The following is a 14,979-nucleotide window of genomic DNA, read 5'->3' on the forward strand; positions in this document are numbered from 1 at the left end:
CCAGAAGTGAAACCGGAGGATCCGAAAGAACCAGAAGTGAAACCGGAGGATCCGAAAGAACCAGAAGTGAAACCGGAAGACCCGAAGAAACCAGAAGTGAAACCGGAAGAACCCGAAGTAAGACTGGAAAAATTAATTAAAGAGCCGCACGTAAAAATAGAAAGAGAATTACCGAAAACAGGGGCAGAATCTCCATGGATGATGTCAGTTGGTGCGGGAATTTCATTCTTAGTTGGCGGAGTATTATTCATATTAGGTAGAAGAAGAAAACAGTAATTCTAAAAGCACAATGAGTTCGATCATGTATCGGATTCATTGTACTTTCGTTTTTTGATATATAAAGAAAAGCTCCTTCCATACGTGGAAGGAGCTTTATTTTTGTATATTAAAACATACTTGAGCTGTGCATCGGTTGAAGTTTTGCATTTGGATCGAAGTAAGCTTTTGCATTGTTTACTGCTGTTGGTGCTTCACCAAAGCCGCAAGCAATGAGTTTTACTTTTCCTTCATATGTACAAATGTCACCAGCAGCGTAAATGCCAGGAATATTCGTTTCCATTTTCGAATTCACGAGAATGCTGTTTTTTTGTATATCTAAGCCCCAATTTTTAATTGGACCAAGAGAGGAAACGAAGCCGTAGTTTACAATTACATCATCCACATCGATGATAATTTTTTCTTCCGTTTTTACGTGTTGAAGAACGACTTGTTCAATCTTGTCATCACCAATGAGTTCTACTGGAACGTACGGTGTACTTACGTCTGCACGAGAATTCATTAAGCTTTCTACGCTATGTTCATGCGCACGGAATTTATCACGGCGATGAACGATTGTAACTTTGTCAGCAATTGGCTCTAACATCATTGTCCAATCAACAGCTGAGTCGCCGCCACCAAATACTACGACGCGCTTACCAGCAAATTTATTCATATCGTCAACGAAATAATGTAAGTTTTTCTTTTCGTACTTTGTTGTACCTTCTAATTCTAAGCGGCGTGGTTGGAAAGCACCATTGCCAGCAGTAATAATAACTGATTTAGAATAGTGAGTTTGCTTATTTGTAACAAGTTTAAATATACCGTCAGCTTGTTTCTCAAGTGTATCAACAGCTTCTTCTAAACAAACGGTTGGGTCGAATTTTTTCATTTGCTCTTTTAAGTTATCAACTAATTCTTGTGCACGCACTTTCGGGAATCCAGCTACATCATAAATGTATTTTTCAGGGTAGAGTGCGGATAATTGTCCTCCAAGTTGAGGTAAGCTTTCAATGATTTTTACACTTGCTTGTCTCATGCCGCCATAAAATGCTGTGAACAGTCCTGTTGGACCACCACCAATAATTGTTATGTCGTAAACTTTTTGATTTTCTGCCACTTTCATTCCCCCTATAGATGGAATTTTGATATTGATTTCATATATTGTTCATATGTACACGAAAATCCTGCAAATGATGACACTTTCAAATAAATGATAGCATATTTGAGTTCATAATACTTCTGAAAACGACTGAATTGTGTGTAAGTTTTCGCATAGATGCTTTTTTAATTGTATAAAATATGGTGAAAGGAAAATACATGAAAAAAAGGTTGAAAAACCCTTGAAAACGCTATGTTATTTTAAAATATTGATAATTCGCCAGACGCTTGAATTCTGGAATAAAACCGACTAATATAGGGAAGTATTATGTTAAATTTCTATGACAAAATTCGTACGATTTTTTGACTGCGTTTTGTTATGATATAGAATGTGATAAATTCCACATTCTTGACAAATAGAGTTTTTAGTACTTGGTATTATTTTTCATTACTATTATATAAAGAAAAGGGTTGTGATTTGGTGAAGACTCCAAAAATCGTAGTTTTAGGTGCAGGTTATGGCGGGATGATTACGACTGTTCGTCTGCAAAAAGCATTATCTGTAAATGAAGCTGAAATTACGTTAGTAAACAACAACAGCTATCACTACCAAGCGACTTGGTTACACGAGAGCGCAGCTGGTACATTACAAGATGAAAAAATCTGTCTAGATATTCAAGACGTTATTGATACAAATAAAGTGAACTTTGTACAAGATACAGTAGTAGAAATTAAAGCTGCTGAAAAACGCATTATCTTAAAAGACGGCGAGTTAGAGTATGACTACTTAGTAATCGGTCTTGGTTTCGAATCAGAAACGTTTGGAATTACAGGATTAAAAGAGCATGCATTCTCAATCGCTAACATTAATGCAACTCGTCAAATTCGTGAGCATATGGAAGCTAGTTTCGCTAAATATGCAACTGAACAACGCGATGAATTAGTAACAATCGTTGTTGGTGGTGCTGGATTTACTGGTATCGAGTACGTAGGTGAGCTTGCAAACCGTGTTCCTGAACTTTGCAAACAGTACAATGTACCACGTGAAAAAGCACGTATTATCTGTGTAGAAGCTGCTCCAACAGCACTTCCAGGTTTCGATCCAGCATTAGTAGAATACGCTGTAAAACAACTTGAGAAAAAAGGCGTAGAATTCCGCATCGGTACAGCAATTAAAGAAGCAACTGAAGAAGGTATTATCGTTGCAAACGGTGATGATACTGAATTACTAAAGTCTGAAACAGTAGTTTGGGCTGCAGGTGTTCGTGGTAACGGTATTGTAGAAGAGTCTGGCTTTGAAGCAATGCGCGGACGTGTAAAAGTTGATGAGTACATGCACGCTCCAGGATACGAAGATGTATTCATGGTTGGTGACGCAGCGTTAATCATTAACGAAGAAATTAACCGTCCATACCCACCAACAGCACAAATCGCAATTCAAGAAGGTTACAACATTGCACACAACTTAACTGTGTTAGTTCGTGGCAAGGGCGAAATGAAAAAATTCGCATTCGATAATAAAGGGTCTGTATGTTCTTTAGGTCATGACGATGCAATGGGCGTTGTTATGGGCAAAAAGTTAACAGGTTGGAAAGCTTCTTTCATGAAGAAAGTTATCGATAACCGTTACCTATTCTTATTAGGTGGACCTTTATTAGTTCTTAAAAAAGGTAAATTAAAGTTCTTTTAATATATAGTAGAAAAAGCAGAAACGGGTAAGAGCTGTTTCTGCTTTTTTCATTTTAAAAATATAGTATAATATATAAAAAAGAAAGAATATTCTGTCCGTTATAGTAGAGGAGGGTATTACATCATGGAGAAGCGAGGGAAAGTGTGGTTAGCTGTTAGTGGTTTAGTTGCTACAAAAGATGGCAGGTGGCTGTTCGTTAAGAAAAAATACAGTGGATTAAAGGGGAAATGGTCTTTACCGGCTGGTTTTGTAAATGAAGGTGAGACGGTTGATGAAGCTGTGAAACGTGAAGTGTTAGAAGAGACAGGTATCGTCGCTCATGTGAAGGGGATCATTGGTGTTCGATCGGGCGTGATTCGCAATGAGATTAGTGATAATATGATTATTTTCCTTTTGGAGCCTGAAGGAGAAAACATTATTGTACAGGAGAAGGAATTGTCTGAAGTAGCATTTTTACATCCAGATACGATTGCAGACGATCAAAATACGTCTTTACTTATCAAATATTTGTTTGAAGGAAGGTCAGAACTACATCTTGAGATGAACAAAACATTAGATCCAGGAGAGCAATTTGGTTATACAGCCTATCACGTATTTACGGCACAGACGAAGGAGAGGGAGAAAGAGTGAGTATACCGGTACTACTTATTTCAATGATGTTATTTTTCATTTTGTTTTTTGGAATTGGATTTTTACTCAACATGATATTGCGAGCGACATGGGTAATGGTTATTGTATATCCGATTGTTTGTATACTTATTATTAATAAGGCGAGTGTGTGGGATTATTTTTCAAAGCCGAAAGAAACATTCTCTTCATTTGGGACAAGTGTATCGCATTTAGGGCAGGCAGATGTGTTTATTCTATCTACTGGATTAGTAGGTGCTGCCTTAGCCGGAATTATAATTAAGAAACTTCGGAAAAGCGGATATCAAATGTTTTAATCTCCAATTCATTTGGGGATTATTTTTTTGCATATTCCTTCATTGTATAGGGAATGATTAACGATGAAGGAGTGTGGAATATAAAAATGTTAAAACGATATTGTATTCGCATTATGATGACTTGTTTACTTGTATCCGCATTATGCGTAACATGGAATGCTTTCACAGGAGTTTCTTTATTAGAGAGTGTAAAGAAATATGAGGGAACGAGTGCAAAAGAAGTACATGCAGCAGAAGTTAAGAGAAATGTTGCTCCGAGTAAAGAAGTGATAAATGCTTTAGAGCAGGCAAACGACTGGTCTAAATATCGTTCAATTGAAATGACAGCAACAGGTTATACGTCGGGAATTGAGTCAACTGGTAAGAGGCCGGGACATCCGGAGTATGGTATTACATATTCAGGTGTTAAGGCAAAAAGGGATTTATATTCCACAATTGCTGCGGACTTACGTGTATTTCCGATCGGAACGATTCTATTCGTGCCAGATTACGGGTATGGTGTTGTTGCTGATAAGGGCGGTGCTATAAAAGGAAACCGTCTTGATCTATATTATGATACGGTGAAAGATGTTTATAGCCAATGGGGTAAGAAAAAGGTAAATGTATACGTAGTGAAAATAGGAAATGGTAAGTTTACAGAAGAAGAGTTAACGATGTTAAATGAAGACGAAACGATGCAAGTGTTTCGTGGTCAATATTTAAAACAAAGATAGTCTAGTGGGAATTACGCTAGACTTTTTTATTTTATAAATAGAAGAAATATGGATTCTGTAGGATATAACAGAAGTTAGAATTGTCGCATTTTATCGAAAATAAAGTTATAATAAAGGTAGAGTAGAGAAATTTAGGGGGTCTGAACATGTTTCAAGTACAAAAAGAATTAGCAAGCCATGAAGCGGTAATTGTTGCCTTATTTGAAGAAGAGAAAACGAGTAGTTTTGTAGAAGAACTGGACAAAGCGTTTGAAGGACAACTACAAGTTTTATTAGAAGAGAAAGAACTTTCTACTAAGAAGAAAGCTATTTCAAAAGTACATAGTTTAGGAAAAACAAATGTGAAACGTTACTATTTCGTTGGTTTAGGTAAGAAAGAGTCTTACACGACAGAAACGTTGCGTGCTGCTCTTGGTAAGGCGTTTAAAACGTTACAAGCAGCAAAAGTACAAGATGCAGCAATCTTACTTGATTCTTTCGTAACAGAGAAATTAGATCCGATTGATGTAGCTCACATTGCAGCAGAAGTACAAGGTCTTGGTACATATGAGTTACAAACATATAAATCAGATAAAAAGGATCGTGTGGAGCTAGAGAAGTTCACGGCTATTACAGCGGAAGATGCGCAAGAAATTGAAGCCGCATTAACAGTTGGCTACGTACATGGACGTGCAACAAATTCAGCTCGTACACTTGTAAATATGCCGCCAAACGTATTAACGGCAACAACGCTTGCTGAGTATGCTGTTGAGTTAGCGGAAAAGTATGATATGGATTATAAAGTTCTTGAGAAAGAAGAGATGGAAGAGCTTGGTATGGGTGCGTTACTTGCAGTAAACCAAGGATCTACTGAGCCACCAAAAATGATCGCTCTTATTTATAAAGGAAAAGAAGAGTGGACAGATGTAATTGGATTCGTTGGAAAAGGAATTACATACGATACAGGTGGTTATTCGTTAAAACCACGTGAAGGCATGGTCGGTATGAAAGGTGATATGGGTGGTGCTGCTGCTGTATTAGGTGCAATGGAAATTATCGGTGAACTTCGCCCAGAGCAAAATGTGATCGCTGTTATTCCATCAACTGATAACGTTGTAAGTGGTACAGCATTTAAGCCAGACGATGTAATCACATCTATGAGCGGAAAAACAATTGAAGTATTAAATACAGATGCAGAAGGTCGCCTAGCGTTAGCTGACGGTATTACGTATGCGAAAAAACTAGGTGCAAACTATCTTATTGATGTTGCGACATTAACAGGTGGTGTAATTGTTGCACTTGGAAATCAGACGACAGGCGCAATGACAAACAATGAAGCGTTGTTTGAGCAAGTGCTAGAGGCGTCTATGGAAACAGATGAATCAATTTGGCAATTACCGATTTTTGATCGTGATAAAGAACGCGTTCGAAACAGTAAGTTTGCCGATTTAAATAACTCACCAGGCCGCGAAGGACATGCGGTTATGGCAGGTACATTCTTAGGTGAATTTGCTGAAGATACACCGTGGGTACACTTAGACATCGCTGGAACATCTGAAACGTCAGGAGCGCATGATTTAGGACCAGCTGGAGCAACAGGTGCAATGGTACGTACACTTGCAACACTTGTTGAACGTTTCGGAGAAGAGTAAAATTATAAGAGAAGGCTGTTCCAATACTTTGGAACAGCCTTTTTTATTGGTAGGATTATTGTCATTTTTTTTCGTTAAGTCGATATAATTTCATTTCCTATTGTACTGTTCTATAGGAAAAGATGGATGCTATAAAGAAATCGTATATAACGTTCCATTTAAAGCGAATGAAGTGCGACCTGTTTCTTCAGAGACAACTAAAATAAGTGCATCGCTTTTTTCTGATAAGCCAATCGCAGCTCTGTGACGTGTTCCTAGTTCAGGATCAACTTCTGTGCTTTTCGTTAACGGAAGAATATTGGCAGCTGAAACAATATGATCATTTTTAACGAGAACGGCTCCGTCATGAAGAGGGTTACCTGGATAGAAAATGGATTCAAGTAACGGTGAGGTTAAATGAGCATGTAATGTTGTTCCAGTTTGAATGAGAGAGTCAAGCGGCTCGTTTCTTTCCACAACAATAAGAGCACCGTGTTTTCGGGCGCTTAAATGTTGGACAGTTGCTGTAATAGAATGTGAGCTTTCAGTATAAGGTGATAAATACGCTTGAATATAGTATGTAGCTGCCAATGTTTGTACGTTTGCTAACATATGATGAATATCTTCCATTTTGCACAAAATACATTCATCTTCTTTATCAATTGCTTGTCTCATAATTGATAATTCTTTCTCAGCAATTTCAATCATTTGCTTTGTTTGTATTTTGAGCTCTTCTGACAAGCCCCATTCTTGCATAATCCTCATTCCCTTTAGTGGAGTATTTAACCATAGTGTATACAAATATTCCTAGTAAAATCCTGTTAGATTGTAAAAAATATTGAGATACAGGTTGTTTTTTTCATATAATAAAGGTATGACAAGCGAGAGGAGATAGAAATATGAACTGGAAACAAGAATTTAGTCGCTGGCTTTCATATGCAGAGTTAGACGCAGAACTAAAAGAACAGTTAGAAAACATGAAGCAAGATGAGAAGAAAATTGAGGACAGCTTTTATAAAAATCTAGAATTCGGCACAGGTGGTATGCGTGGTGAACTTGGTGCTGGTACGAACCGTTTGAACGTATATACAGTTCGTAAAGCAACACAAGGATTAGCGAAGTTTATTGAAAAATTAGGTGAAGAAGCGAAAAAACGCGGTGTTGTTGTAGCGTACGATTCTCGTCATAAATCACCTGAATTTGCAATGGAAGTAGCTGCTACACTTGGTGCACACGGTATCACAACATATGTGTTTGAAAGCTTACGTCCAACGCCAGTGCTTTCTTTCGCAGTTCGTCATTTACATACAGTAAGTGGAATTGTTCTTACGGCAAGCCATAATCCGCCGGAATATAACGGTTATAAAGTATATGGTGAAGATGGTGGGCAGTTGCCTCCAAAAGAAGCTGATGAGTTAATTAGCTATGTAAATGCAGTAGAGGATGAGTTAACAGTTGAGGTTGCTAATGTGGAGCAATTAAAAGCTGACGGTTTATTACATATTGTTGGACAAGAAGTAGATGATGCATATGCAACAGAATTGAACAATGTCATCATTAATAAAGAAATGGTACAAAATGTTGGAAAAGACTTAAAAATCGTCTTTACACCATTACATGGAACATCAAATATTTCTGTGCGCCGTGGTTTAGAAGAAGTTGGATTTACAGATGTAACAGTTGTAAAAGAGCAAGAGTTACCAGATCCGAACTTCTCTACAGTAAAATCACCGAACCCAGAAGAGCATGCAGCGTTTGAGTATGCAATTCGTGACGGTGAGAAGGTAGGCGCAGATGTGTTAATCGCAACGGATCCTGACGCAGACCGCCTAGGTGTTGCAGTTCGTAATCACGATGGTGAGTTCCAAGTATTAACTGGTAACCAAACAGGTGCATTAATGCTTGATTACTTATTATCTCAAAAGAAAGAAAACGGAACGCTTCCAGAGAACGGTGTTGTATTAAAAACAATCGTAACGTCTGAAATTGGCCGTACAATCGCAAAAGCATACGGTTTAGATACAGTTGATACGTTAACTGGATTTAAATTTATCGGTGAGAAAATTAAACAGTATGAAGAAAGCGGACAATACGAATTCCAATTCGGTTATGAGGAAAGCTATGGTTATTTAATTCGTCCATTCTGTCGTGATAAAGATGCAGTACAATCTGTTCTATTTGCATGTGAAGTAGCTGCATACTACAAATCACAAGGTAAAACGTTATACGATGGTTTATTAGAAGTATTTGAGAAGTACGGTTTCTTCCGTGAAGATCTTGTATCGCTAACGTTAAAAGGAAAAGATGGAGCGGAACAAATTCAAGAAATGATGGCAACATTCCGTGAAAATCCTCCGAAAGAAGTAGCGGGCTTAACAGTTGTAGCTGTTGAAGACTATAAAGCGAGCATCGTTACATCTTTACAAGATGGACATAAAGAAGAGATTCACTTACCGAAATCAAATGTGTTAAAATATCAATTAGAAGATGGTTCTTGGTTCTGCCTACGCCCATCTGGAACTGAACCGAAGATTAAGTTCTACTTCGGTGTTCAAGATAATTCTTTACAAAATAGTGAACAAAAGTTACTTACTATTAAAGAAGATATTATGAATCGTTTATAATATAAAGTAATTTTAAGTAGTAAGGAACAAAAGGGAGTGAAACCTCCCTTTTGTTCTATGTAAGGAAATGATCGTTATTGATTCTGACAGAAGAGAGGGTATTTTGTGATGAAAAGAGTAAGAAAAGCGATAATCCCAGCAGCTGGATTAGGAACACGTTTTTTACCAGCTACAAAAGCAATGCCAAAAGAAATGTTACCGATAGTAGATAAACCAACTATTCAATACATTGTAGAAGAAGCAATAAAATCAGGAATTGAAGATATTATTATCGTTACTGGTAAAACGAAGCGCTCTATTGAAGATCATTTTGATAATGCATTTGAGTTAGAGCAAAACTTATTAGAAAAGAAAAAGTATGAGTTACTTGAAAAAGTACAGGCTTCTTCAAAAATGGTAGATATTCATTATATCCGTCAAAAAGAACCAAAAGGATTAGGGCATGCAGTTTGGTGTGCGCGTAAATTCATCGGTGATGAGCCATTCGCTGTTTTATTAGGTGATGATATCGTTCAAGCTGAAAAACCATGTTTACGTCAATTAATTGAAGAATATGATAAAACGCTTTCTTCTGTTATTGGTGTACAAACGGTTCCAGAAGATGAAACACACCGTTATGGAATTATCGACCCATTAGAGCAGGAAGGACGTCGTTATCAAGTTCGCAATTTCGTTGAGAAACCAGCAGCAGGTACAGCACCTTCAAACTTAGCAATTATGGGACGTTACGTTTTAACACCTGAAATCTTCATGTTCTTAGAACAGCAACATGTTGGTGCTGGTGGTGAAATTCAGTTAACAGATGCAATCCAAAACTTAAACGAAATTCAACGTGTATTTGCTTACGATTTCGAAGGAAAGCGCTACGACGTAGGTGAAAAGTTAGGATTCGTTCAAACGACAATCGAAATGGCCCTGCAACACCCAGAATTACGTGATGAAATGGTTCCAATGATGCAGAAAATTTTAGAAGAACACACGAAGCAACAGTCTTAATATAAAAAAGGAGTTATTTCAGTGTACTGAAATAACTCTTTTTATTATGAAATCGTCGAATGAGAATGCTGATAAGCGGAACGACGTACAGCATAGTATATACGAGGTGCGATAATAGCACCAATAATTGTAAATGCAATATCTTTTACTGCGAACCACATCATAATCATCCAAGCAGCTTTATAACTCATATTACCACCCATGAAGAAATTGACTGCCCCGTACATATAAGTAGTACCGATAATATACGTTAAAATGATTCCTGTGAAGGAGGCAATTGCAAATGTACTGAATGTTGGTCGTTCTTTTTGTTCTACTAGTTTTCCTGATACGTAAGCAACGATAATAAATGCAATAATAAAACCACCAGTAGGATCTAAAAGTGCCCCGAATCCAGCTTTGAAGTTAGCGAAAATTGGTGCACCAGCTAAGCCAACGAGCATATACACAGTCATTGATAATGCACCAAGTCTACTTCCAAGAAGAAGCCCTGCTAAAATTGCGAAAAATGGTTGCATAGATAATGGGATGCCCGCTACTTGCAGGAATGGTGCCCAAGATACAATATTTGCACCAATGGCCATAAGAGCGACGAACATGGCAGCTAATGCTAAATCTAAAACATGAAATCTTCTCATAATGTTAACCTCCTGTTGTTTTTAGGTTAACATTATCGTAGCGAAAATATTTACTTGTTGTCAATCAAAATATTTTGATAAGAAGGCTTCAAATACTCTCTTAGCAACGTATACGGAATACGAAATTGAGGAATTCCGCTTGAATAAGGAGCGATCTCATATAAAGGGAAATAAATGACGAGATTGTCCGGTTCTAAAAAGAAGTGAAACTTTTTCGTACTCATTACTTTTTCAGTTGCATCAGGAAAATAAATGCCTTCATTTTGTTTAATTTGTCTTACAATCTCAGCGCGGATTACTTCTTTATATTTATCTTCTTGTTGAAATAGATCGTCTAAGTGTAGTAACTTTTTTTCTTTTAAATCAAATGTGTTTGCCTTCCACGTATAAAGGCCGTGCGCTCCGCCTGTATATTGATAGTAATTCACATATAGGCTGAGCAACGGTGGTTTATTTAAGGAGACTTTATAATCAACATTCGCCACGTACGGATGAAAAGGTGTACTAGATCCTTCTGTTTCTTTATAATATTTTTTTGCGTCTTTTTCTAATTTTGTTTTAAATTTGTCAGTAGATTTTTTGTAATAGAAATTGAGCTTATTTTGAAATTTAGAATCGGAAAAATTGTGAAACGAAGGTCTGTTAATTTGATATTCTATATAAGGTTTCTTACCTTTTTGTGTTACAGTCTGAACATCGATTGTCAGGTTGGATGCTTTGGCTGCTAGTGCACAATTTGGTACAATAGTCAGCAAGGAGAACATAAGCAGTAATATACAAAATTTCTGTTTCATTTAGGTGAAACCTCCTTATATAAGTGTTATAAGTAGTTTGAAAATAAATAGGTAAAATTATACATTCGATTAAAGTAAAGAAGGAGGAAACGATATGGGAAAAACTTTAATGGATTCACTTGGAATTGAGTTGTTAGAGATGACAGAAGATAAGGTGGTTGCTACGATGCCTGTTGATGAGCGTACGCATCAGCCGTTTGGTTTTTTACACGGTGGTGCATCTCTTGCATTAGCAGAAACAGTAGCAAGTGTCGGTTCATACAATTTAATTGATCAAGAGAAATGCATCTGTTTCGGTCTAGAAATTAATGCAAATCACATTCGCTCAAAGAAAGATGGAATTGTAACAGCGATTGGAACACCGATACATAGAGGACATTCAACGATGGTTTGGGATGTACGTATTATTGATGAGAATGATGATTTACTATGTATATCAAGATGTACAGTAGCAATTAAAGAAAAGCGTGAAAAGTAAAAAGAGGCGGCTCAATAGAGCGCCTCTTTTTTATAATTAAAACTGGATTTTCTTCTCTAAGAAACCTTTTAGTTCGCTAATTGGCATACGAACTTGTTCCATTGTGTCACGGTCACGTACTGTAACAGCTTTGTCTTCAACTGAGTCGAAGTCGTAAGTGATACAGAATGGTGTACCGATTTCGTCTTGACGACGGTAACGTTTACCGATAGAACCAGTTTCGTCAAAGTCTACCATGAAGTCTTTAGCTAGTTCTGCGAATACTTCAGTAGCACCTTCAGATAGCTTTTTAGATAATGGTAAGATAGCTGCTTTGTATGGTGCTAAAGCAGGGTGGAAACGAAGAACTGTACGAGAATCGTTTTCTAATTGCTCTTCTTCATATGCATCACATAAGAATGCTAATGTTACGCGATCAGCGCCTAAAGATGGCTCGATGCAGTACGGTACGTAACGCTCATTCGTTTGTGGATCGATATAGTTAAAGTCTTCATTAGAGTGTTCCATGTGACGTTTTAAATCGAAGTCTGTACGAGATGCTACGCCCCATAGTTCGCCCCAACCGAATGGGAATCGGAATTCAATATCAGTTGTTGCGTTACTGTAGTGAGATAATTCCTCTTCACCGTGGTCACGAAGACGCATGCTTTCTTCAGTCATACCAAGTGAAAGTAACCAGTTCTTACAAGTTTCACGCCAGAATGCGAACCACTCTAAATCTTCACCAGGCTTACAGAAGAATTCAAGTTCCATTTGTTCGAATTCACGTGTACGGAATGTGAAGTTACCAGGCGTGATTTCGTTACGGAAGCTCTTACCGATTTGGCCGATACCAAATGGAAGCTTTTTACGCATAGAGCGTTGTACGTTTTTGAAGTTTACGAAAATACCTTGTGCTGTTTCAGGACGAAGGAAGATTTCGTTCGTGCTAGACTCTGTAACACCTTGGAATGTTTTGAACATTAAGTTGAACTGACGGATTTCAGTGAATTCTTGGCTACCACAATCAGGGCATTTTACTTCATGTTCTTTCATTAAATCAGCCATTTGGTCGAAAGTAAGACCATCAACAACCATTTCGATGCCTTTTGCATCTAATGCATCCTCAATTAATTTATCAGCACGGTGACGCGCTTTACATTTTTTACAGTCGATCATTGGATCGTTGAAGTTACCAACGTGACCAGAAGCGATCCAAGTTTTTGGGTTCATTAAAATAGCTGCGTCTAAACCAACGTTATGTGGAGATTCTTGAATGAATTTTTTCCACCAAGCTTTTTTAACGTTATTTTTTAATTCGATTCCAAGTGGACCGTAATCCCAAGTGTTTGCAAGACCACCGTAAATTTCAGAACCAGGGAAAACAAAACCGCGATGTTTTGCTAAGTTTACAACTTGTTCCATTGAATACATAATAAAATCCTCCTTTTGAAAGTTAACGTATTGGCGATGACGTGCTCAGATACTAGTGAAACGAGCGGTATATGCTTTGAAAACATAAAAAAACGCTCATCCCAAGGCTTAATTGCCTAGGGACGAGCGTTTGCCCGCGGTTCCACCCTAGTTGATACACAACAGGTGCATCCACTTTATCACGTATTGCTCGAGACTGCCGTTTCCTTGCGGCTTCAGGCTTTCACTATCCCTGAATCGCTTTTGTGCAAGTACTTATAAGTCCGTCATCGCTACTTATATTAATAATAATGAACATATTCTAACACGTTCTTTTTTAAATCTCAATAGAGGAACGCGTCTATCTATGATAGAGTCTCGCCTATTTTTTCGTGATTTATTCCGTAATTTTGTTTAATATGCTTAATTGCTTCACGTTTACTAAGCGAGGCAAGCTCGTTATTTTGTACGTATTCCCAAACGACATCGGGCTTTGTTTTTGCATATTCGCGAAGGACCCAGCCAATCGCTTTTTGAATGAAAAATTCTTTTGAAGAATGTAGTTGTCCAATAATCCAGAAAAGAAGTTCTTCATCCATCTTTTGTTTATATTTTAGCTGGAATAAAATAGCGGCGCGTTGTAACCATATGTTATCTGATGCAATCCATTTTGGAATATAGGCAGAAATTAATTCCGGATGTTTTAAAAAGATACCACCTAAAAATGTAGGAACGATGCTATCGACAGAATCCCACCAAGATTTTGTTACAATGAGTTCTTCTAAAAACGGTATATGCGTTTCGTTTATATGCTTTTTATATTTTTGCATAATATCGAGTGCGGCCGCTTGAAATTCACGTTCTGGTAAATCCCAAAGCTCACGTATGATAATTTGAAAGTCTTTTTGATCTGGGAGAGTATGTATTTGGATGACGTCTTTCAATAGTTGTCTTCTTTCAGGTGTTTGAATACCGAGAAATGGGAAGTGATTTTTCATATAACGTGCCATCGGTTCCGCTTTTTCAAGGTTTTTATGAGCTATGAAATGCTCTTGTAATGTTTGTACAAATGGATGCATAAGTGCGTTCTCCTTTCTTATTACCTTTCTCATACCATTATACAGAGAGTTTGGATAAATTTTAAAACATAACTTGTAAAGTAATGAAATATGTTGAAAGTAGAGAGGAGAGGATAAGATGGAAGATCAAGGCATACTAGCAGGTTTCTTTGCTCTTAGTTTTGCGTTTATTCTTGTTGTATTGATTTGGGCAATTATTGCGTATTTATTAACGGCTTTTGCACTGTATACGATGGCGAAAAATGATGGTGCAACGGATGGTGCTCTTGCGTTTATTCCTTTTTTAAATAGTAAAATATGGGGGGATTTAGCAAAAGACAAATTACCAGATTTCTTAAAAGAAGAAGCAGGATGGAAAGTATTCGGCATATATGTCGCGTGTTTCATTTTTAACTTCGTACCAATTCTATATTTATTAGCAACAGCTGTATCGATTGTGCTGTCTATTTATCTTATCTACGCAATTTTAGATAGATACGGAACGAATTCTATATTGTTTACGATTATTCATACAATCACATTTTCGGTTTTCTTACCGATTCACTTGTTCATTATTCGGAATGAGCCGGTAAGGTATAACGAGTAGATATATGCGGGGAGCTGTTTCGAAGATATTTTGGAACAGCTCTTTGTTGGTTAATCGATATTTCTTTGACCAAGAAAAA

Annotated in this window: 16 protein-coding genes; 10 read left to right on the top strand and 6 right to left on the bottom strand. The window is 37.3% G+C overall.

Annotated features, from left to right (window positions below; all coding sequences use genetic code 11):
- Positions 1-276, top strand: a 276-nt coding sequence (locus tag MKO96_RS19220) for an LPXTG cell wall anchor domain-containing protein (protein WP_240588371.1), incomplete at its 5' end; no start/stop codon positions are given.
- A gap of 109 nt (positions 277-385) precedes the next feature.
- Here MKO96_RS19220 and MKO96_RS19225 read toward each other — a convergent pair.
- On the bottom strand, positions 386-1,375 hold the full coding sequence (locus tag MKO96_RS19225; RefSeq protein WP_140386928.1) for an NAD(P)/FAD-dependent oxidoreductase: 990 nt from the start codon (positions 1,373-1,375) through the stop codon (positions 386-388).
- A 462-nt stretch (positions 1,376-1,837) separates the two neighbouring features.
- Between MKO96_RS19225 and MKO96_RS19230 the strand changes: the two genes are divergently transcribed.
- The 5 genes from MKO96_RS19230 (at position 1,838) to pepA (ending at position 6,334) form a co-directional block, all read left to right on the top strand.
- Entirely contained in the window at positions 1,838-3,046 is a 1,209-nt protein-coding gene (locus MKO96_RS19230; protein WP_141525240.1) for an NAD(P)/FAD-dependent oxidoreductase, read from the top strand.
- Between the two features lie 123 nt (positions 3,047-3,169).
- Positions 3,170-3,676 (top strand): NUDIX hydrolase, encoded by a 507-nt coding sequence (locus tag MKO96_RS19235; RefSeq protein WP_048561638.1) that lies wholly within the window; start codon positions 3,170-3,172, stop codon positions 3,674-3,676.
- On the top strand, positions 3,673-3,990 hold the full coding sequence (locus MKO96_RS19240) for a YuiB family protein (RefSeq protein WP_087982796.1): 318 nt from the start codon (positions 3,673-3,675) through the stop codon (positions 3,988-3,990). The genes MKO96_RS19235 and MKO96_RS19240 overlap by 4 nt, the downstream gene beginning before the upstream one ends.
- An 86-nt stretch (positions 3,991-4,076) precedes the next feature.
- Complete coding sequence (locus MKO96_RS19245) at positions 4,077-4,703, top strand: 3D domain-containing protein (RefSeq protein ID WP_240588372.1); 627 nt, start codon at positions 4,077-4,079, stop codon at positions 4,701-4,703.
- A 146-nt stretch (positions 4,704-4,849) separates the two neighbouring features.
- Positions 4,850-6,334, top strand: a complete 1,485-nt coding sequence (pepA, locus tag MKO96_RS19250; RefSeq protein WP_240588373.1) for a cytosol aminopeptidase — start codon at positions 4,850-4,852, stop codon at positions 6,332-6,334.
- A gap of 129 nt (positions 6,335-6,463) precedes the next feature.
- On the opposite strand, the gene cdaS is transcribed toward pepA, so the two are convergent.
- Positions 6,464-7,069 carry a sporulation-specific diadenylate cyclase CdaS gene (gene cdaS, locus MKO96_RS19255; RefSeq protein WP_070169194.1) on the bottom strand — a complete coding sequence of 202 codons (606 nt, stop codon included), beginning with the start codon at positions 7,067-7,069 and terminating at the stop codon, positions 6,464-6,466.
- A gap of 143 nt (positions 7,070-7,212) precedes the next feature.
- Between cdaS and MKO96_RS19260 the strand changes: the two genes are divergently transcribed.
- Positions 7,213-8,937 (top strand): phospho-sugar mutase, encoded by a 1,725-nt coding sequence (locus tag MKO96_RS19260; RefSeq protein ID WP_087986045.1) that lies wholly within the window; start codon positions 7,213-7,215, stop codon positions 8,935-8,937.
- Between the two features lie 108 nt (positions 8,938-9,045).
- Positions 9,046-9,933, top strand: a complete 888-nt coding sequence (galU, locus tag MKO96_RS19265) for a UTP--glucose-1-phosphate uridylyltransferase GalU (protein WP_000832650.1) — start codon at positions 9,046-9,048, stop codon at positions 9,931-9,933.
- 44 nt (positions 9,934-9,977) lie between these two features.
- Here the strand turns inward: galU and MKO96_RS19270 are convergent, their stop codons facing one another.
- The gene (locus tag MKO96_RS19270; protein ID WP_001252151.1) at positions 9,978-10,571 is read right to left on the bottom strand and encodes a biotin transporter BioY; all 594 of its coding nucleotides are present in this window, start codon (positions 10,569-10,571) and stop codon (positions 9,978-9,980) included.
- A gap of 50 nt (positions 10,572-10,621) precedes the next feature.
- Positions 10,622-11,365, bottom strand: coding sequence for a DUF3298 and DUF4163 domain-containing protein (locus MKO96_RS19275; protein WP_098705165.1), 744 nt, complete (start codon positions 11,363-11,365; stop codon positions 10,622-10,624).
- A gap of 94 nt (positions 11,366-11,459) precedes the next feature.
- Between MKO96_RS19275 and MKO96_RS19280 the strand changes: the two genes are divergently transcribed.
- Positions 11,460-11,843: a hotdog fold thioesterase gene (locus tag MKO96_RS19280; protein WP_000520763.1), complete on the top strand. Its 384-nt coding sequence runs from the start codon at positions 11,460-11,462 to the stop codon at positions 11,841-11,843.
- A gap of 36 nt (positions 11,844-11,879) precedes the next feature.
- On the opposite strand, the gene MKO96_RS19285 is transcribed toward MKO96_RS19280, so the two are convergent.
- Together MKO96_RS19285 and MKO96_RS19290 are read right to left on the bottom strand one after the other, a co-directional pair.
- Entirely contained in the window at positions 11,880-13,256 is a 1,377-nt protein-coding gene (locus tag MKO96_RS19285; protein WP_060488162.1) for a glycine--tRNA ligase, read from the bottom strand.
- A gap of 344 nt (positions 13,257-13,600) precedes the next feature.
- Entirely contained in the window at positions 13,601-14,314 is a 714-nt protein-coding gene (locus MKO96_RS19290; RefSeq protein ID WP_240588374.1) for a DNA alkylation repair protein, read from the bottom strand.
- A gap of 118 nt (positions 14,315-14,432) precedes the next feature.
- Here MKO96_RS19290 and MKO96_RS19295 point away from each other — a divergent pair, with 118 nt between their 5' ends.
- Positions 14,433-14,900, top strand: coding sequence for a hypothetical protein (locus MKO96_RS19295; RefSeq protein WP_240588375.1), 468 nt, complete (start codon positions 14,433-14,435; stop codon positions 14,898-14,900).
- The last annotated feature ends 79 nt before the right edge of the window (positions 14,901-14,979 follow it).

It is taken from the genome of Bacillus sp. ES1-5 (genome assembly GCF_022487605.1).
GTDB lineage: Bacteria > Bacillota > Bacilli > Bacillales > Bacillaceae_G > Bacillus_A > Bacillus_A wiedmannii.